22 protein-coding genes are annotated in these 17,271 nt (G+C 70.0%); 12 read left to right on the top strand and 10 right to left on the bottom strand.

Annotated elements, in window-relative coordinates:
- Nucleotides 1-79: 79 nt before the first annotated feature.
- Nucleotides 80-1,162, bottom strand: a complete 1,083-nt coding sequence (locus ABZU91_RS20780) for a UDP-N-acetylmuramate dehydrogenase (RefSeq protein ID WP_355242694.1) — start codon at nt 1,160-1,162, stop codon at nt 80-82.
- Between the two features lie 69 nt (nt 1,163-1,231).
- Between ABZU91_RS20780 and ABZU91_RS20775 the strand changes: the two genes are divergently transcribed.
- From ABZU91_RS20775 to ABZU91_RS20740, 8 genes are all read left to right on the top strand, one after another.
- Nucleotides 1,232-1,990, top strand: a complete 759-nt coding sequence (locus ABZU91_RS20775) for a maleylpyruvate isomerase family mycothiol-dependent enzyme (protein WP_355242691.1) — start codon at nt 1,232-1,234, stop codon at nt 1,988-1,990.
- A gap of 178 nt (nt 1,991-2,168) precedes the next feature.
- Complete coding sequence (locus ABZU91_RS20770) at nt 2,169-3,476, top strand: extracellular solute-binding protein (RefSeq protein WP_355242688.1); 1,308 nt, start codon at nt 2,169-2,171, stop codon at nt 3,474-3,476.
- A gap of 70 nt (nt 3,477-3,546) precedes the next feature.
- A complete protein-coding gene (locus ABZU91_RS20765; RefSeq protein WP_355242685.1) occupies nt 3,547-4,539 on the top strand; it encodes a sugar ABC transporter permease in 993 nt (330 codons plus the stop codon).
- On the top strand, nt 4,536-5,369 hold the full coding sequence (locus ABZU91_RS20760) for a carbohydrate ABC transporter permease (RefSeq protein ID WP_355242682.1): 834 nt from the start codon (nt 4,536-4,538) through the stop codon (nt 5,367-5,369). The genes ABZU91_RS20765 and ABZU91_RS20760 overlap by 4 nt, the downstream gene beginning before the upstream one ends.
- The gene (locus ABZU91_RS20755) at nt 5,366-6,745 is read left to right on the top strand and encodes a GH1 family beta-glucosidase (RefSeq protein WP_355242679.1); all 1,380 of its coding nucleotides are present in this window, start codon (nt 5,366-5,368) and stop codon (nt 6,743-6,745) included. Before ABZU91_RS20760 ends, ABZU91_RS20755 begins: the two co-directional genes overlap by 4 nt.
- A gap of 19 nt (nt 6,746-6,764) precedes the next feature.
- Entirely contained in the window at nt 6,765-7,772 is a 1,008-nt protein-coding gene (locus ABZU91_RS20750; protein ID WP_355242676.1) for a LacI family DNA-binding transcriptional regulator, read from the top strand.
- Nucleotides 7,773-8,013: 241 nt separating this feature from the next.
- On the top strand, nt 8,014-8,427 hold the full coding sequence (locus tag ABZU91_RS20745; protein ID WP_355242674.1) for a RidA family protein: 414 nt from the start codon (nt 8,014-8,016) through the stop codon (nt 8,425-8,427).
- A 1-nt stretch (nt 8,428) separates the two neighbouring features.
- Nucleotides 8,429-9,325: a GNAT family N-acetyltransferase gene (locus tag ABZU91_RS20740; RefSeq protein WP_355242671.1), complete on the top strand. Its 897-nt coding sequence runs from the start codon at nt 8,429-8,431 to the stop codon at nt 9,323-9,325.
- Nucleotides 9,326-9,334: 9 nt separating this feature from the next.
- On the opposite strand, the gene ABZU91_RS20735 is transcribed toward ABZU91_RS20740, so the two are convergent.
- Nucleotides 9,335-9,463, bottom strand: coding sequence for a hypothetical protein (locus tag ABZU91_RS20735; RefSeq protein ID WP_355242668.1), 129 nt, complete (start codon nt 9,461-9,463; stop codon nt 9,335-9,337).
- A 125-nt stretch (nt 9,464-9,588) separates the two neighbouring features.
- Nucleotides 9,589-9,843 carry a hypothetical protein gene (locus ABZU91_RS20730; protein ID WP_355242665.1) on the bottom strand — a complete coding sequence of 85 codons (255 nt, stop codon included), beginning with the start codon at nt 9,841-9,843 and terminating at the stop codon, nt 9,589-9,591.
- A 194-nt stretch (nt 9,844-10,037) separates the two neighbouring features.
- Here ABZU91_RS20730 and ABZU91_RS20725 point away from each other — a divergent pair, with 194 nt between their 5' ends.
- From ABZU91_RS20725 to ABZU91_RS20715, 3 genes are all read left to right on the top strand, one after another.
- Nucleotides 10,038-10,805: a helix-turn-helix transcriptional regulator gene (locus tag ABZU91_RS20725; protein WP_355242663.1), complete on the top strand. Its 768-nt coding sequence runs from the start codon at nt 10,038-10,040 to the stop codon at nt 10,803-10,805.
- Nucleotides 10,802-10,990: a DUF397 domain-containing protein gene (locus ABZU91_RS20720; RefSeq protein ID WP_355242710.1), complete on the top strand. Its 189-nt coding sequence runs from the start codon at nt 10,802-10,804 to the stop codon at nt 10,988-10,990. Before ABZU91_RS20725 ends, ABZU91_RS20720 begins: the two co-directional genes overlap by 4 nt.
- 148 nt (nt 10,991-11,138) lie before the next feature.
- Complete coding sequence (locus ABZU91_RS20715) at nt 11,139-11,327, top strand: DUF397 domain-containing protein (protein WP_355242707.1); 189 nt, start codon at nt 11,139-11,141, stop codon at nt 11,325-11,327.
- 117 nt (nt 11,328-11,444) lie between these two features.
- Here ABZU91_RS20715 and ABZU91_RS20710 read toward each other — a convergent pair whose 3' ends face one another.
- The 3 genes from ABZU91_RS20710 to ABZU91_RS20700 form a co-directional block, all read right to left on the bottom strand.
- Nucleotides 11,445-11,864, bottom strand: a complete 420-nt coding sequence (locus ABZU91_RS20710) for a VOC family protein (protein ID WP_355242660.1) — start codon at nt 11,862-11,864, stop codon at nt 11,445-11,447.
- A 127-nt stretch (nt 11,865-11,991) separates the two neighbouring features.
- A complete protein-coding gene (locus ABZU91_RS20705; RefSeq protein WP_355242657.1) occupies nt 11,992-12,507 on the bottom strand; it encodes an O-acetyl-ADP-ribose deacetylase in 516 nt (171 codons plus the stop codon).
- 1 nt (nt 12,508) lies between these two features.
- On the bottom strand, nt 12,509-13,300 hold the full coding sequence (locus ABZU91_RS20700) for an EI24 domain-containing protein (protein WP_355242654.1): 792 nt from the start codon (nt 13,298-13,300) through the stop codon (nt 12,509-12,511).
- Between the two features lie 68 nt (nt 13,301-13,368).
- On the opposite strand from ABZU91_RS20700, the gene ABZU91_RS20695 reads away from it, so the two are divergent.
- Nucleotides 13,369-14,367: a YafY family protein gene (locus tag ABZU91_RS20695; RefSeq protein WP_355242651.1), complete on the top strand. Its 999-nt coding sequence runs from the start codon at nt 13,369-13,371 to the stop codon at nt 14,365-14,367.
- Here the strand turns inward: ABZU91_RS20695 and ABZU91_RS20690 are convergent.
- Genes ABZU91_RS20690 through ABZU91_RS20675 form a run of 4 tightly spaced genes read right to left on the bottom strand, consistent with a single transcriptional unit; the run spans nt 14,351 to nt 17,259 of the window.
- A complete protein-coding gene (locus ABZU91_RS20690) occupies nt 14,351-15,265 on the bottom strand; it encodes an SDR family oxidoreductase (RefSeq protein WP_355242648.1) in 915 nt (304 codons plus the stop codon). The genes ABZU91_RS20695 and ABZU91_RS20690 overlap by 17 nt on opposite strands.
- Before the next feature lie 46 nt (nt 15,266-15,311).
- The gene (locus tag ABZU91_RS20685; RefSeq protein WP_355242645.1) at nt 15,312-16,049 is read right to left on the bottom strand and encodes an alanyl-tRNA editing protein; all 738 of its coding nucleotides are present in this window, start codon (nt 16,047-16,049) and stop codon (nt 15,312-15,314) included.
- An 11-nt stretch (nt 16,050-16,060) separates the two neighbouring features.
- Nucleotides 16,061-16,948 (bottom strand): alpha/beta hydrolase, encoded by an 888-nt coding sequence (locus ABZU91_RS20680; protein WP_355242642.1) that lies wholly within the window; start codon nt 16,946-16,948, stop codon nt 16,061-16,063.
- Nucleotides 16,945-17,259: a DUF2516 family protein gene (locus tag ABZU91_RS20675; protein ID WP_234582317.1), complete on the bottom strand. Its 315-nt coding sequence runs from the start codon at nt 17,257-17,259 to the stop codon at nt 16,945-16,947. Before ABZU91_RS20675 ends, ABZU91_RS20680 begins: the two co-directional genes overlap by 4 nt.
- Nucleotides 17,260-17,271: the final 12 nt, after the last annotated feature.

Raw genomic sequence — 17,271 nt, 5'->3', positions numbered from 1 at the left:
CGCCCGTTGGGATCGGTAGTCCGCACCGGCGAACCCCGGTACGGCTCCGACTCCTCGGGGGGCGGGGGGCGGAGGGGGGTTAGAGGGTGCAGTTGATGAGGACTGGTTCGGGGTGCAGGGTCACGCCCAGGCGGGCGTGGACCTCGTCGCGGATGGTGCTGGCGAGCGTGAGCAGGTCGGTGGTGCTGGCAGTGCCGCTGCGGTTGGTGAGGGCGAGGGTGTGCTTGCTGGAGATGGCGGCGCCACCCGGGCCGGGGTGCCCCTTGGCGAAGCCCGCCTTGTCGATCAGCCAGGCGGCGCTGATCTTGACCAGGCCGTCCGCTCCGGGCCACGCGGGCGGGTCGCCCAGCTCGGCGGAGCGTTCCAGGAGTTGTTCGTACGTCGCCCGGTCGAGGACCGGGTTGGTGAAGAAGGAGCCGACGGAGCGGGTGTCCGGATCGGCCGCGTCGAGCACCATGCCCTTGCCGGCGCGCAGCCGCAGCACCGCCGCGCGCGCGTCGGCCAGCGGCACCTGCTCGCCCACCTCGACGCCGAGCGCCCGGGCCAGTTCGGCGTAGCGCACCGGGCCGGAGAGCGGCGAACGGGTGAGCCGGAAGTCGACCGAGAGCACGATCCAGCGGTCCTGGTACTTGAAGATGCTGCCTCGGTAGGCGAACCCGCAGTCGGCCGCCGGGATCGTCTGCCGGGTGCCGTCGAGGCGGTCGTACACCTCGACGCCGGTGATCGTCTCGGCGACCTCCTGGCCGTACGCGCCGACGTTCTGGATCGGGGTGGCACCGGTGGAGCCGGGGATGCCGGAGAGGCATTCCAGGCCGGCCCAGCCGTTACGGACCGTGGCGGCGACCAGGTCGTCCCACGGCTCGCCGGCCTCGACACGTACGGTGACGGACTCGGCGTCCTGGGCGAGGACCCGCAGGCCGCGCGAGCGCACCAGCACGACCGTGCCGGGGAAGCCAGTGTCGCTGATCACCACGTTGCTTCCGCCGGCCAGGACGAGGATCGGCTCGTCCGTGGCCCGTACCGCCTGGATGATCTCGTCGGCGCTGGTCGCGGCCATGATCCGCCCGGCCGGTCCGCCCATCCGTAGCGTGGTGTAGCTGGCCAGTGGACCAGGGATGGCACGATCGGCTTCGGTTGTCGGCTGGGCGTAGGCGTCTGACACGTCTTTCACCTTAGGCTGATGGGCAGCCGCGGCACCTACTGGTGGCCCGGCACCCCCGGGAGGATGGCGATGAGCAGAGTGCAGGGCAGCAAGGATTTCTGGATTGGGGCACTCCGGACCGAGGGTCCGGCATTCGCCGCGGCGGTTGCCGAGGCACCGCCGGAGACACCCGTGCTGTCCTGTCCCGGCTGGACAGTCAATGATCTCACCCTGCACCTCGCGGGCCTCTACCACTGGGTTTATTCGTTCGCCGGGTCCGGGAGCACGGACGCGCCGCCGCGCCGGGACGCGTCCGCGATGCCGTCCGGGGTGAGCCCGCTCCAGCTCTGGCAGCAGGGGTACGACCGGTTGATGACCCTGTTCGACGGGCTCGACCCGGAGGCGCCGGCCTGGAACTGGGCTCCGCAGCCGAAGAGGGCCGGTTTCTGGCCGCGCCGGATGGCACACGAGACGGCGGTGCACCGCTGGGACGCCCAACTCGCCATCGCGGCCGGTGAGCCGGTCGAGGCCAAGCTCGCCGCCGACGGGGTGAGCGAGGTGCTGGACACCTGGTTGCCCGCCGGTCGGCGGCAGTCGAAGGGCGATTGGCACGGGGTGGTCCAGATCGCGGCGACCGACGCGGACCAGGAGTGGTATCTGCGGCTGCGCGGCGAGGGGGTGGCGCTGCTCGACACGGCGACCATCTTCGACCACGACGACCACCATGCCCGCGCGCAGGTCAGCGGCACCGCGAGCGATCTGCTGCTGGCGCTCTGGGGGCGGGTCAGCTTCGAGACCCTCGACATCACGGGCGACCGTGCGCTGCTCGACGGCCTGCGTACCGGCTGATCTCGCGCCACCGCACGTCACGAGGGCGTCACCCCGGCGGGGGTGACGCCCTCGTCGCATAGGCGGGGACAGATTCGGGAGAGCGCTCTCTTGACAGGGTGCGGGGAAGCAACCACCCTGGCGTGAGAGCGCTCTCTTGGCCTTCTACCACCACCTCATGTTGAGAGAGGTCCATACGATGGCTGTCCTTCCGCGCCGCCGCCTCGCCGCGGTGGCCCTCGCCGCCACGACCGCCCTGCTCGTCACCGCCGGTTGCGGCGGCGGCGGCGACGCCGAGGCGGACGGGCCGATCACGCTGACCGTCGACGTCTTCGGCCAGTTCGGCTACGACCAGCTCTACCAGGAGTACATGGCCGCGCACCCCGACGTGAAGATCGTCGAGCGGGGCACCGGCGGCAACCTCGACGAGTACTCACCGAAGCTGACCCAGTGGCTCGCCGCCGGCCGGGGCGCCGGCGACATCGTGGCCATCGAGGAGGGCCTGCTCGTCGAGTACAAGGCGAATCCGAACAACTTCGTCAACCTGCTCGACCACGGCGCCGCCGATCTCAAGGGCAACTTCCTGGAGTGGAAGTGGAACGCCGGCCTGACCGCCGACGGCAAGCAGCTCATCGGCCTCGGCACCGACGTCGGCGGCATCGCCATGTGCTACCGCACGGACCTCTTCAAAAAGGCCGGCCTGCCCACCGAGCGGGACGAGGTGTCGAAGCTCTGGCCCACGTGGCAGGACTACATCGCCACCGGGGAGAAGTTCGTCGCGGCCAAGACCGGGGCGTCCTTCCTCGACGCGGCCACCAACACCTTCAACACGATCCTGTTGCAGACCGCCGGCAACAGCACCGGCTACAGCTACTACGACACCAGCGAGAAACTGGTCGTCGACAGCAACCCGGCCGTACGCCAGGCCTGGGACACCACCATGGACATCATCGACTCGGGCCTCTCCGGCAGGTACGGCTCGTGGTCCGAGGAGTGGGTGTCCGCCTTCAAGCAGACGAAGTTCGCCACGATCGCCTGCCCCGCGTGGATGACCGGGGTCATCGAGGGCAACGCCGGCCCGGCCGCCAAGGGCAAGTGGGACATCGCCCGGGTGCCCGGCAACGGCGGCAACTGGGGTGGATCGCACCTCGCCGTGCCGAAGCAGAGCAAGCACCAGGCCGAGGCCATCGAGCTGGCCAAGTTCCTGACCAGCGCCAAGGGTCAGATCGGCGCGTTCAAGGCCAAGGGTCCGTTGCCGTCGTCGCCGCAGGCCCTCGACGACCCGGCGATCACCCAGTCGACCAACGCGTACTTCTCCGATGCGCCCGTCGGGACCATCTTCGGCACCGGCGCCAAGAGCCTGAAGCCGGTCTACATGGGTCCCAAGAACCAGGCCGTGCGTACCGAGGTGGAGAACGCCGTACGGACCGTGGAACTGGGCCAGCGCAGCCCCGCGCAGGGATGGACGGACGCGGTGACCAACGCGAAGAAGGCCGCCGCCAAGTAGCCCGAGCCAACGTGCGGGCGGGCTCCGGAAGCCGGGGCACCGCCCGCACGACGGAAAGGAGTACCCGGGCATGTCCGTCCAGCTCGACGCCCGCCCGCCGGTCGCACCGGTAACCGGGTCCACCCGCCGGTCGTCGGGTCGACTCAGCCACCTCGACACCCGCTACTCGCCGTACCTCTACATCGCCCCGTTCTTCCTGCTCTTCGCGGTGTTCGGGGTCTATCCGCTGGCGTACACCTTCTGGGTCTCGCTGCACGACTGGGACCTGCTCGGTACCGACCACCCGTTCGTCGGCGCGGAGAACTACACCCGGCTACTCGCCGACGTGGACTTCTGGCACGCGCTGGTCAACACGCTGGGCATCTTCGTGATCTCGACCGTGCCGCAGCTGCTCGCCGCGTTGTGGCTGGCCAACCTGCTGAACCGAGGGCTGCGAGCGCGTACGGGCTGGCGGATGGCGGTGCTCGTCCCCAATGTCACCTCCACGGCCGCCGTGGCGATCGTCTTCGGGGTGCTCTTCTCCCGTGACTTCGGGATGGTCAACTGGCTGCTCGACCTTGTCGGGTTGGACGCGATCGAATGGAAGTCCAACCGGATCGCGTCCTGGGTGGCGATCTCCGCCATGGTCGACTGGAGGTGGACCGGCTACAACGCGCTGATTCTCCTGGCCGCGATGCAGGCCATCCCTCGGGACCTGTACGAGGCGGCGGCGATCGACGGCGCGAACCGGGCCCGGCAGTTCTGGTCGGTCACCGTGCCGCTGCTCAAACCGACGATCATCTTCTGCACCATCATCGCCACCATCGGCGGTCTCCAACTCTTCACCGAGCCCCGAATGTTCCGCTCCGGCACCAACCCGATCCGCGGCGGACCGCTGCGCGAGTCGCAGACCCTGACCATGTACATGTTCGAGAACGCGTTCGCGCCGCACTACAACTTCGGGTACGGCTCGGCGGTGGCGTGGCTGCTCTTCGCGCTGATCGCGGTCGTCGCGGCCGTCAACGTGCTGGTCCTGCGCCGTCTCGGCGGCACAGCCGGCACCGGCAGGAAGGGCACCCGATGAGTCGGCTCTGGCGGGCCAGCCCGCTCACCTATTTCGCCCTGGTGGCCGCAGCCGCCCTGTCGATCTTCCCGATCTGGTGGATGTTCGTCGTCGCCAGCCGCACCAGCGACGCCATGGGCCAACTGCCGCCACCGATCACACCGGGCAACAACCTGGGCGCCAACATCTCCCGACTGTTCGACAACACCGACGCGTACTTCCTGACCGGGCTGATCAACTCGGTGATCGTGGCGACCACGGTCACCGTCTCGGTGGTGTTCTTCTCCAGCCTGGCCGGGTTCGCCTTCGCGAAGCTGCGCTTCCGGGGCCGCAACGCGCTGCTGCTGGTGATCATCGCGACCATGATGGTGCCGACACAGCTCGGCGTGATCCCGCTCTACCTGCTCATGACGAAGTTGCAGTGGAACGACCGGCTGCCCGCGGTGATCGTCCCGGTGCTGGTCACCGGATTCGGCGTCTTCATGATGCGGCAGTACGCCGGCCAGGCCATCAGCGACGAGTTGATCGAGGCCGCCCGGATGGACGGCTGCGGCACCGCGCGGATCTGGTGGCACGTCGTGCTGCCGGCGCTGCGCCCGGCCGCCGCCGTGCTCGGCCTGCTCACGTTCATGACCACCTGGAACGACTTTCTGTGGCCGTACGCTGTGCTGAACGACCCGGCGAACCCGACCGTTCAGCTCTCCCTGCGAGCGCTGTCCGACGGGTACTACCAGGACATGTCGCAGGTGTTCACCGGGACGGCCATCGCGACGCTGCCCCTGTTGTTGGTCTTCGTGCTGTTCGGCCGCCAGATCATCGGCGGGATCATGGAAGGTGCGGTCAAGGCGTGAACGAGATCCGATTTCCCGAACACTTCCTCTGGGGTGCGGCCACCGCCGCGTACCAGATCGAGGGCGCGGCCCGCGACGACGGTCGCGGTCCGTCCATCTGGGACACCTTCTGCCGTACGCCGGGAAAGGTCTACCAGGGCCACACCGGTGACGTCGCCTGCGACCACTACCACCGGTACGCCGACGACGTGGCGCTGATGGCGGAGCTGGGCCTGGCGGCGTACCGGTTCTCGGTCGCCTGGCCCCGGATCCAGCCCGACGGCAGCGGCCCGGTCAACCCGCGCGGGCTGGACTTCTACGACCGCCTCACCGACACGCTGCTCGCCCGGGGCATCGACCCGATCGTCACCCTCTACCACTGGGACCTGCCGCAGAGCCTGGGTGACCGCGGCGGCTGGACCAACCGGGAGACGGCCGAGCACTTCGCCACGTACGCCACCGCCGTCCACGCCCGCCTCGGCGACCGGATCGACACCTGGACGACGCTCAACGAGCCGTGGTGCTCGGCCTACCTCGGGTACGCCAACGGAGTGCACGCCCCAGGCGAGCAGGACGGGGCGGCGGCCTTCAGCGCCGTACACCATCTGCTGTTGGGGCACGGCCTGGCCGCGCGGGCGCTGCGCGCGGCCGGCGCGCGCAGCGTCGGCATCACCATCAACCCCGCCGATGTACGACCGGCCGACCCGCAGAGCGCGGCCGACGCCGCCGCCGTCCGCCTGGTCGACGGCCTGCACAACCGGATCTTCCTGGACCCGCTGCTGGCCGGCGGCTACCCCGACGACGTTCGCGAGCACGTGGCGCGCATCGTCGAACCGACGTTCATCCACGACGGCGACGAGAAGCTGATCGCCGCCCCGATCGACCTGCTGGGTATCAACTACTACGCGCCGACCTACGTCGCGGGCCGGCCCGACGGTGGCGGTAACGGCGCGTACCCGGGCACCGAGGGAGCCGTGCACTTCCTGCCGCCCAGCGGACCCCTCACCGACATGGGCTGGATGATCGAGCCGTCCGGGCTGACCCGGCTGCTGGAGCGGATCGCCGCCGACTACCCCGGCGTGCCACTGCTGATCACCGAGAACGGCGCGGCGTTCCCCGACAAGGCGGGCGCCGACTCGTCCGGAGAGCTGGGGCAGGTGATCGACAACGACCGGATCGCCTACCTCGACGGGCACCTGCGGGCCGCCCACGAGGCGATCTCCCGGGGCGTTGATCTGCGCGGGTATCTCGTATGGTCATTGTTGGACAACTTCGAGTGGGCGGAGGGTTACCGCAAGCGGTTCGGGATCGTGCACGTCGACTACCTGACCCAGCGGCGCACACCGAAGGCCAGCGCCCGGTGGTACCAGGAGGTGATCTCCCGGAACGGGCTGTGACGAGCGGGGGACAGTCACGATGACGACGGCGCACCGGCCGACGCTGGAGGCGGTGGCGGCTCGGGCCGGGGTGTCCAGAGCCACCGTCTCCCGGGTGGTCAACGGCTCCACCACCGTCGCCGAGCCGATCCGGGAGGCCGTCAAGCGGGCCGTCGACGAGCTGGGGTACGTGCCCAACCTCGCCGCCCGCAGCCTCGTCACCCAGCGCACCGACTCGATCGCCCTGGTCATGCCGGAGGCGGCCACCCGGGTCTTCTCCGACGACCAGGTGTTCCCCGGCATCATCCGCGGCGTCAGTCAGGAGCTGGAGGCCGCCGACAAGCAGTTGGTGCTGATGCTGGCCGGCTCACCGGCCGGGCACCAGCGGGTCGAGCGGTACACGACCGGTCGCCACGTCGACGGGGTGCTCTTCGCCTCGCTGCACGGCGCCGACCCGCTGCCCGGCACGCTCGCCCGCCTCGGCATTCCCGTGGTGGTCAGCGGTCGGCCGCTCGGCGACGTACCGGTGCCGTACGTGGACGTCGACCACGTCGGCGGGGTGACCGCCGCCGTCCGACACATGATCGACAGCGGTCGGCGGCGGATCGCCACCATCGCCGGCCCCCAGGACATGGTCGCCGGCATCGAACGGCTGAACGGCTACCGGGAGGCGGTCACCGCCGCCGGACTACCCGAGCTGGTCGCCGTCGGCGACTTCACCCGGGAATCCGGCGCGGCGGCGATGCACCAGTTGCTCACCGACCATCCAGACCTGGACGGGGTGTTCGCCGCCTCGGACCTGATGGCGCACGCCGCCCTGCGCACGCTCCGCGAGGCCGGCCGGCGTGTGCCGCAGGACGTGGCGGTGGTCGGCTTCGACGACATCGAGACCGCCGCGTACACCGAGCCACCGCTGACCACCGTCCGGCAACCCATCGTGGAACTCGGCCGACGGATGACCCGGCAACTGCTCCGGCTCTCCGCCGGGGAGACCATCGAACAGGCCGTCATGCTCGACACCGAGCTGATCATCCGCGGGTCGGCCTGACCCGTCCCGCCTCGCTTCAAGATCCGCGCAACTTCACGGAAGTAGTGGTCTCCCGGCGCCGTGAGGCCACTATTTCCGTGAAGTTGTTGCCTGTCACAGCTCCGCCTCGAAGTCCGACGCTTCCGGGCGACCGACGCCAGTCACGTCGACGGCGCGGCGCAGCACCCTACCGATGCCGAGCACGGGGCAGGGGTCGGTTAATCCGTCGCTGCGGCGGGCGATCGTCGTTAGCCTCGCCGGCATGCCGGAACCTGTCGCGCTGCTGCACGTACCCGCTCTCTCCGACGTCGCCGAGTACGCGTACGCGGCGACCGTCGAACCGCCCGCCCGATTGGTGTTCGCCGCCGGCGCCTGCCCGCTGGACACCGAAGGTCGTACCGTCGCCCCGGGTGACCACGCCGCGCAGGCCCGGCAGGTGATGGCGAACCTGGAGACCGCCCTGGGCGCGGCCGGCGCGCGGCTCACCGACGTCGTCAAGACCACCGTGTACGTGGCATCGTCGCGGCAGGCGGACCTGGTGACCGTCTGGGAGGTGGTCCGGGACTTCTTCGGCGACCACGATCCGCCCAGCACCCTGCTGGGTGTGGCCGTGCTCGGCTACACCGACCAGCTCGTCGAGGTCGAGGCCGTCGCCGCCGTACGGACGGGGGCCTGACATGCGTATCCGTGTGGCGCAGCCGGACGACGCCGCCGCCGTGGTGGCCCTACGGGCGATCGTCCACCCGTACCTGGTGCGCGGGGTCGAGTCGACGCGCAAGATGATCGCCGATCCGCCGCCGGTCGACGGCTGGACCGCGCTCGTGGCCGAGGTCGACGGCCAGGTGGTCGGCTGGACGTCCGCCGAGCCCAACACCTCGACCTCGGTGCAGGGCTTCGGCGACGTCAGCATGCTGCACGTGCATCCCGACCACCGCCGCCGGGGCATCGGGACGGAGCTGCTGACCGCCGCGACCGACCACCTCCGCCCGCTCGGGGTTCGTCGCGTACGCGCCACGGCCACGCCGGACTCGCTGCCGTTCGCCCGCCGGCACGGCTTCACGCCCAGCCGCGAGGTGCGTTACTCGGCGCTGGACCTGAACCCGCCGCCCGCCCTGCCCGAGCAACCCCCGGGCGTACGGCTGCGTCCGATCGCGGAGATGGACCCGCACCTGCTCTACGAGGCCGACGTCGCCTCGGCCGTCGACGAACCCGGTGACGTACCCGTCGACGCGGTCAGCTTCGAGAGCTGGCGGTACGACGTGTGGGACAACCTCGGACTGGACAGGTTCGCCAGCACCGCCGCCGAGGTCGACGGCGACGTGGCCGCGTTCAGCCTGGTCAAGCGGGACGGTGAGCGGATGTGGTCGGACTACACCTGCTCCGTCCCGGCGTACCGGGGTCGAGGCCTCGCCCGGCTGGCCAAGACGGCGGCGCTGCACCGGGCCGCCGAGAACGGCGTACGGATCGCGTACACCTCCAACGACGAGTCGAACGCGCCGATGCTGGCGATCAACGCCCGGCTGGGCTACCGCCCGGTGGCGTCCCAGTGGACCTGCCTGGCCGACCTCACCTGACCACGCTGGTCAACTGTCGCTGCGCGGACGCGTCCACTCCAGGAACCGCGCCACGTACACTGCCGGGTCCGGTCGCAGGCCCAGCTTCAGCGCGTCGGCGAACGCCTCCCGCGCGAGCGTGGTCAACATGAGCAGCATCCCGAGTCGATCGCCACGCCAGCGGGCCAGCAGCGACAGCCTCGCAGCCGAACACGGCCAATGGGCACCGCAGCGGGTACAGCGCCAGTGCGGCAGGCCGGCGTGATGCGGGCGCGGTCGCGGGCTCATCGGGCGCACGCGGGCTGACGGTTGTTCAACAGCTGCACGCCTTCGCGCCGCACGTAGAGCTCCCGCCGGGCGACCGCGTCACCGCGCGCGCCCAGCTCGTACGCGTCGAGCCACACCCACCCGTCGTACGTGTCCCACTCCAACTCGCGGATGACCCGCACGGTTATCGGGCGCAGAAACTGCACGCTCGCGGTGGCCGACAGGCGCAGCAGGTCGCCGGCCCGGAATGTCGGTCCTGGTGGTGCGGGCATGTCTCCCCCTCCGATGGGCCGGGAGGGGCCGCCCGTGAGTGCTCCCACGGGACGGCCCCGGGCTGACACCGCCGCCGGGCTACACCTCCACCAGCAATGCCGCTCACCCGATACCCTCGCGAAGAGTGACGGGATCAGTACACGACGTTGGTCTATTCTCAGGGGACGTTCGTGACGTCCATCGTGGAGGCGGGATGAATCACGCACTTCAGGCCGCCATGGTCGAGGCCGGCGAGACAGCCGAGACTTTGGCAGCTCAGACAGGTGTTGATCCCAAGACGGCAGCACGGTGGATAAGCCCGGGACGTGTGCCTCAGCCGCGTCGCCGTGCAAAGCTGGCTTCTCTCCTCGGCAGGGACGTTGCGGACCTATGGCCCGATGTCCTTAAGCGGCGTGAGCCGCAATGGCTGCGGGCATGGGTCGACTGGGAGCGGGAGGCGGTCGCGATTCGCTGGTTCGAGCACACGTGGATACCTGGCCTGTTGCAGACGGAGTCATACGCGCGGGCCACGCTCGCGGGTGAAGCGTTGACGGCGAACGAGGTTGACGACGTCGTTGCATCTCGCATCGACCGGCAGACCATCCTTCGTCGTGAACGTCCGCCGTTGCTGGTGGCGGTCGTCCATGAGCTGGTGCTGCATCAGTCGGCGTACGGCGACAGGTCGCTCATGCGAGAACAGTGCGAACACCTCGCCAAGTGCGCGCAGTTGCCCGCAGTTCAAGTGCTGGTCGTGCCCCGAGACGTCGGGATGTACCCCGGTCTTGGGGGCGGATTCATCGTGGCCGAGTTGCCGAGCGGCGAGCACGTGGCACACGTTGACAGCCAGGCACGTGCGCAGATCGTCAGCGAGGCTGCGGACGTTGCTACGCTCAATCGCAGATGGGAGCGCATCAGGAGCGAGGCTCTGTCCCGTCTCCAGTCCCTAGACCTGATCAGGAAAGCAGCGGGATCATGGACATGACCGGCGCACACTGGCGTAAGAGCACGAAGAGTGGCAACAACGGCGGTTCCTGCGTCGAGGTTGCTGACAACCTGCCGAGCGTCGTCCTCGTCCGAGACACCAAGGACCGCGATGGCGGCACACTCCGGTTCGACCGGCATACCTGGCAGGGCTTTGTCGACTCGGTGAAGAACGCCACCCTCTGAGCGGCCATAACGACAAGACCTTCGGGCAAGCTCGGTGGTCTTTCGCTACTGACGCCGCTTCGCTCTAGGCGCTCCGGGATAGCGTGAGGTCGGTAGCGCTTCCGCGAGACCAGACCGTCGAGTTTCTGAGAGCGCGAGCATGGATGACCTGACCGGCGCCCATTGGCGCAAGAGCACCCGCAGCAGCTCTAACGGCGGCGACTGTGTCGAGGTCGCCGACAACCTTCCGGATGTCATCGCGGTTCGTGACTCGAAGGATCGCGATGGCGGCACCCTCCGGTTCGACCGGCACACCTGGCGGGGCTTCGTCGACCTGGTGAAGACCGCCGCTCTCTGAGCCACCACGTCGGCTAAGCGCTCCTGACGGAATGTTGTGGGGTGGGCGCGATCTTGAAGTAGCGCAGCCTGTCGTCCGAGCGCACCTCGATCACGAACGCACCGGTCATGACGGCACTCATCCCGCCAACCCGTTCTCCGCCAGCCAGCGCGGATCCGGGGCGACCCTCTGCAGCACCTCGATCAGCAGCCCGTCCGGACCCGCCACCTGGAATCGGCGCTGCCCCCACGGCTCGGTCACCAAGGGCATGACCACCGTGAGCCCGGCCGCTGCCAGCCGGGCGTACTCGGTCTCGACGTCGGCCACGAGGAAAGCCAGCAGAGTGCCGGCGATCTCCTTGCCGCGCGTCGCTTCCGGCCAGGACTCGTGATCGCGCTGCACGAAGTCCAGACTCAGGTTGGAATGGTCCGGGTGCTGTGTGTTGACGTACCAACCCAGGTCGATGCCGACCTTGAAGGCGAAGTGGTCGGCGAACCAGGCGGCGCTCTCGGTCGGGTTCTGCGCCGCGACGGCCATGCCGATGAGTGCGAATTGCATGCCTACCCCTTCAAAAGGTTGGACTCGTGGCCCCGGCGCACCGCGTCTGCGGGGTGATCACTTGATGGTGACCAGTTGCCAGAAGCGATTTCGGACTGCTCAGCATCAAGTGATCATGGCATGTGGCCTACGCCGCCTCGAAGACCTCGCGGGCCGTTGCATGGGTGTCCCCGCCGAAGAGCACCAGACGTGCCTCGGTGACCGTGGCCGGCGTGGCCGAGCGGAGCACCGAGAGCGCCTGGCGGACGGCGTCGTCGACCGGCCACCCGTAGATCCCGGCGGAGATCAGCGGAAACGCCACGGTGGACGCGCCCAGCTCGTCGGCCACCCGCAGGCTGTTGGCGTAGCAGTCGCGCAGCAACCCCGAGCGGTCCTCGGCGGCCGAGAAGACCGGGCCGACCGTGTGGATGACCCAGCGGGCCGGCAGGTTACCGGCGGTGGTCGCCACCGCCTGCCCGGTGCGCAGCCCCTTGCCGTAGTGGGACGCGCGCAGCGCGCGGCACTCCTCCAGGATGGCAGGTCCGCCACGTCGGTGGATCGCGCCGTCCACCCCGCCGCCGCCGAGCAGGGACGAGTTCGCGGCGTTCACGACGGCGTCGACCTGCTGGCCGGTGATGTCCCCCTCGATCAGGGTGATCTCCACGTCAGCTCTCCTCGATCGTCTGACCCAACGAGCGGCGGGCCAGCAGGGTCGCGCCGGCGACGGCGGCCGGCATGACCAGCACCGCGCCGAGCGGTATGAGAAAGCACAGGAAGACAGCCACACCGAAGCCGAGGGCCATGGGCCGGTCCGCCTTGAGGATGGTCCGGCGTTGTGGCAGCCGCATCCCGCGTCGGTAGAAGGGTGCGCCGACCAGCTCGACGGCGAGGAACCAGCCACCCACCGCCGCCCCGATCACCGGTACGACCGTCTGGCCGACCACGGGGATGAAGCCGGCGAGGAAGAGTGGGATGCCGACCAGCGCGGTGAGGGCCACCAGGCGTACGGAGTCGGCGAGGCTGCGGCGCAGCGACGACCAGAACGGCACGTCCACCGCGTCCGGGGTGCCGCCGAGCCGCTCCTCCACCTTCTCGGAGATCTTCTCGTAGAAGGGGTCACCGATGACCAGGGTCACCGCGGTAAAGCTGATCACCGCGAGCAGGCCGCCGATCCCCAGGAAGGCCAGCCCGGCGATCACCCGGACCAGGCTGCGGCCGGTGCTCGACCAGTCGTCGGCGAACGGGGTGACCAGCGCGGCGAGGTCGTCCACGAAGTACACGAGGGTGGCGTACACGGCCACGAACAGCACGCCGGAGATCAGCGCCGGCACGATGCCGAGCAGCATCAGCTTCGGGCTGCGGACGTAGAGGCCCAGCCCGCGCAGGAGCAACCTGACCCCGAGGAGGAAGCGTCCGACGGCCCCGGTCACCGGGTTGGCGATTCTGCTGGCGTCCACGATCGAGCAGCCTAACGACAGGTGATCGAATTTGCCGGACGGCGAGCGGCACCGGGCAGGATGGGCGGGTGCGCGCGTCCCGACTGATCTCACTGTTGCTGCTGTTGCAGGCGCGCGGCACGATGACGGCCGGCGAGCTGGCGCGGGAGCTCGAGGTCTCCGAGCGGACCGTCTACCGGGACGTGCTGGCGTTGTCCGCCGCCGGGGTGCCGGTGTACTCCGACCGGGGTCGGGCCGGCGGGTACCGCCTGCTCGGGGGCTACCGGACCCGGTTGACCGGGCTGAACGAGGCGGAAGCGCTCTTCCTGGCCGGTCTGCCCGGCCCGGCCGGCGACATGGGACTCGCCGACGCGGTCGCCGCCGCCGAGCTGAAGGTGCTCGCCGCACTGCCACCGGCCCTGCGCGACGCGCCCGTCCGCGCGGGACAGCGGTTCCACCTAGACGTGCCGGGGTGGTTCCGGGAGACGCCACCACCGCCGTGGCTGGCCGAGTTGGCGCGGGCGGTCTGGGGCGACCGGGTGGTGCGGCTGCGCTACCGGCGCGGCGAGGACGAGGTGACCCGGCGGGTGCAGCCGTACGGGCTCGTGCTCAAGAGCGCGACCTGGTATCTGGTCGGCCGGGTCGGCGACGACATGCGCACCTACCGGGTGGACCGGGTGACCGGCGTCGAGGTCGGCGAGGAGTCCTTCGCGCGCAACGAGGGCTTCGACCTGGCCGGGCACTGGCGCGAGCAGGCCGGGTCGTTCCTGCGGACGATGCTGCGGGCCGAGGTCACCGTCCGGTTCAGCCCCGCCGGCCTGCGCCGGCTCCGGCACATGGTCGACGCCCCTCAGGTGTACGACGAGGTGGTCGCCGCCGCCAGCGAACCGGACGGGCAGGGCTGGGTGGTGGCGCGACTGCCCGTGGAATCGGTCGATGTCGCGTACACCCAGTTGCTGGCGCTGGGCCCCGAGGTGGAGGCGCTCGACCCGCCGGAGCTGCGCGGACGCCTGGCGGACGCGGCGCGCCGGGCCGCCGCACGATACGACGACCCGGCCGTGGTGGACGGCGTCAGCGGTAGCCGGTGACGTCGGCCGGCTTGCCGGCGTCGACGACCTCGCTGATGTAGCGGAACGCCTCCGGTTGACTGCCGTCGACGTCGGTGAAGCCGTACACCTTCGACAGCGTGCCGGCGTCGACGGACCGGCCGCTCCAGCGGGCCCTGTCCTCGTCGGCGGCGAGCGCGGCCACCGCGCGGCCGACGAAGGCCGGGGTTTCCGAGATGAGGAAGTGCGGATCGGTGGCGGCGCCGTCGCGCCAGGTCTCCTCGGTCACGCCGAAGTGCTCCAGCATCGCCTCGGAGCGGATCCAGCCGGGAGTGAGCGCCACCGCCGTGCAGCCGTGCGGCTTCAGCTCGTGCGCCTGACTGAAGGCGAGCCGGTTGACCGAGGTCTTGGCCAGGTCGTAGAAGACCGAGAGGCGATAGTTCTCGTCGTTGTACGCCTTGGTGCCGTCGCCGATCTCGACGACCAGGCCACCGGGCTTACGGATCAGCAGCGGCAGCGCGAAGTGGCTGGTGATGATGTGCGTGTCCACGGCCAGCCGCAGGGTGCGGAAACCCTTGTCGAGAGGCTGCTCCCAGACCGGCTTGTCCCAGGTGACGAGCGGGTCGCCGCCCCAGATGTCGTTGACCAGCACGTCGAGACCGCCCTGCTCGGCGTCGATCCGGGCGACCAGGTCGCGGACCTGCTCCGGTACGAGGTGGTCGACCTGCACGGCGATGCCGGTGCCGCCGGCCGCGGTGACCAGCTCGGCGGTCTCCTCGATGGTCTCCGGTCGGTCCATCTCCGAACGGCCGGCGCGGCTGCTGCGACCGGTGGCGTACACGGTGGCGCCGGCGGCACCCAACTGGACCGCGATCTGTCGTCCGGCGCCCCGTGTGGCTCCGGCGACGAGCGCGACCTTTCCTGCGAGCGGTGGTGTCATGCCTGCGAGGCTGCCAGCGATACCTGACAGCCGCCGTCCGAATTTGTCAATCCACCAGTCTGACGCGGACCCGCCGGTTGGCCCGGCCCTTGCTCTCCACCTTGACCACCTGCACCTTGCCGATCTGGGCGGTGGACGCGACGTGGGTGCCACCGTCGGCCTGGACGTCCAGACCGACGATGTCGACGATCCGCACCTCCTGCTCGTCGGGCGGGATGAGGTTGGACTGGGTGCGGATGATGTCCGGCAGGGCGAGCGCCTCGGTACGCGGCAGCACCCGGGTGGCGACCGAGCGGTCGGCGGCCACCTCGGCGTTGACCAGCTCCTCGATGCGGGCCTTGAAGTCCGGCGGCACCTCGGGAAGGTTGAAGTCCATCCTGGCCTCGCCCGGTTCCATCGAGTTGCCGGTCACCAGCGCGCCGAAGTCGCGGAACACCACACCGCAGAGCACGTGCAGCCCGGAGTGCGTACGCATCAGACGGGTGCGGCGCTCGTCCTCCACCGCGCCGACGACCTCGGTGCCGACCGGCGGCAACGGGTCACCCTCGGCGGGGATCAGGTAGGGCTCGTCGCCCTTGCGCGTGCCGACGATCCGGGTCTGCACGCCCTGCCAGAGCAGCACCCCGTGGTCCGGTGGTTGGCCGCCGCCGCCCGGGTAGAACGCCGAGCGGTCGAGCACGATGCCCTGCTCCGGGTCGGCGTGCAGGACCGTGCAGGTCCACTCGCGCAGGGTCGGGTCGGCGAGATCCAGCCGGTGCGTCCGGCCATGTTGTGTGACGCCCATGACAGGGCACGTTACTCGTTGAGAAAGCCGGAAATGCGCCCCCGTAGGTCGGCGCGTTCCGACCAGAGAACGCCCGGTCGGTCGTACACGTGCAGAGTGGCCTGGGGCAACGCGGCCGCGAGCTGCTCGGCGACCTCGACCGGGTGCAGGTCGTCGCCAGCGCAGCCGATCACCAGAGCCGGCGCGGTGACTGCCGCCAGGGCGGTCGCGTCGGTCAGCGGCACCTGCCCCGCCAGGGTGGCCAGGTCGTCGGCCAGGCCGTCGCGGAGCAGTTGGTCGAGCCGCTGCCGCAGGTAGGCCCATCCGGCCGGCGTGTTGCGGACCGCCGCCGGCAGTTCCAGCGAGACGACATCGGCGACGGCGGAGGCGTCACCGCTCCCGACGGCCTCCAACAGCGCGTTGACACGTTCCCAGGCGACCGGAGCACGCAGCTCGTCGAGCACCGCCGGCAGGAAGAAGACCAGCTTCTCGAAGCGCTCCGGGCTCTCGGCGAGCAGGCGGCAGAGCGCGCCCGCGCCGAGGCTCGCTCCGAACGCCCGGCTGGCACCGCCGAGATCGGCGATGGCCCGCAGATCGCGGGCCAGGTCGAGGTAGGTCCACGGGCCGGCCGGCGACTCCGAGCGACCGTGCCCCCGGAACTGGAAGAACAGCCGACGACCGGCCACCCCGCTGCCGAACGGTCGCGTGGTGGCGATCCCGTTGCCCAGCCCGTGGGCAAAGACTGTCACCGGCTCACCGACACCGGTGACCAGGCGTTCGAGCTGCACGCCGTGCGGCGTGGCGACCAGTTCGGTCTCCGGGTCCGGAATCGCGGGCCGCCCGGTGCGCGGCCCGCCCGGGCCCGGACCCCAGGTACGGGGACCGCTGTCCGGTGGAGGAGGCCAGCGAAAACCTCTCACCAGAACCCTTTGCCGTCGCTGAGATCGCGGAGACCGACCCGCACGTCGAGCAGGTAGATGAGCGCGGCGGCGATGCCGATCAGTCCGAAGAGGCTGATCGGACCACGGCTGAGCAGGATCAGCACGAGGCAGACCGCCAGAATGGCGATCCAGCCGCCCTTGGGAAGCGTCCCGATGGCGGAGAAGGCGTCGGAGCGCTGCGTGATGGCATGCACCAACGCGACACCCTGAATGATCAACGCGAAGACGAGCAGAATCAGCTCGATCACGTAGCGGACTTCGAACGCGAAGATCGGCGCGGCGGTGGCCATGCCGGCAAGTTT

The sequence above is a fragment of the Micromonospora sp. NPDC005174 genome (assembly GCF_040608495.1).
GTDB lineage: Bacteria > Actinomycetota > Actinomycetes > Mycobacteriales > Micromonosporaceae > Micromonospora.
Note: the sequence above shows the minus strand (reverse complement) of the source record. Positions and strands in the feature narration are given on the sequence as shown.

Bases quoted from the DNA above. Each gene is read 5' to 3' on its own strand.
- ABZU91_RS20775 (WP_355242691.1), top strand. From the start codon at position 1,232: ATGAGCAGAGTGCAGGGCAGCAAGGATTTCTGGATTGGGGCACTCCGG.
- ABZU91_RS20770 (WP_355242688.1), top strand. From the start codon at position 2,169: ATGGCTGTCCTTCCGCGCCGCCGCCTCGCCGCGGTGGCCCTCGCCGCC.
- ABZU91_RS20765 (WP_355242685.1), top strand. From the start codon at position 3,547: ATGTCCGTCCAGCTCGACGCCCGCCCGCCGGTCGCACCGGTAACCGGG.
- ABZU91_RS20760 (WP_355242682.1), top strand. From the start codon at position 4,536: ATGAGTCGGCTCTGGCGGGCCAGCCCGCTCACCTATTTCGCCCTGGTG.
- ABZU91_RS20750 (WP_355242676.1), top strand. From the start codon at position 6,765: ATGACGACGGCGCACCGGCCGACGCTGGAGGCGGTGGCGGCTCGGGCC.
- ABZU91_RS20745 (WP_355242674.1), top strand. From the start codon at position 8,014: ATGCCGGAACCTGTCGCGCTGCTGCACGTACCCGCTCTCTCCGACGTC.
- ABZU91_RS20740 (WP_355242671.1), top strand. From the start codon at position 8,429: ATGCGTATCCGTGTGGCGCAGCCGGACGACGCCGCCGCCGTGGTGGCC.
- ABZU91_RS20735 (WP_355242668.1), bottom strand. From the start codon at position 9,463: ATGCTGCTCATGTTGACCACGCTCGCGCGGGAGGCGTTCGCCGACGCG.
- ABZU91_RS20730 (WP_355242665.1), bottom strand. From the start codon at position 9,843: ATGCCCGCACCACCAGGACCGACATTCCGGGCCGGCGACCTGCTGCGC.
- ABZU91_RS20725 (WP_355242663.1), top strand. From the start codon at position 10,038: ATGAATCACGCACTTCAGGCCGCCATGGTCGAGGCCGGCGAGACAGCC.
- ABZU91_RS20720 (WP_355242710.1), top strand. From the start codon at position 10,802: ATGACCGGCGCACACTGGCGTAAGAGCACGAAGAGTGGCAACAACGGC.
- ABZU91_RS20710 (WP_355242660.1), bottom strand. From the start codon at position 11,864: ATGCAATTCGCACTCATCGGCATGGCCGTCGCGGCGCAGAACCCGACC.
- ABZU91_RS20690 (WP_355242648.1), bottom strand. From the start codon at position 15,265: ATGACACCACCGCTCGCAGGAAAGGTCGCGCTCGTCGCCGGAGCCACA.
- ABZU91_RS20685 (WP_355242645.1), bottom strand. From the start codon at position 16,049: ATGGGCGTCACACAACATGGCCGGACGCACCGGCTGGATCTCGCCGAC.
- ABZU91_RS20675 (WP_234582317.1), bottom strand. From the start codon at position 17,259: ATGGCCACCGCCGCGCCGATCTTCGCGTTCGAAGTCCGCTACGTGATC.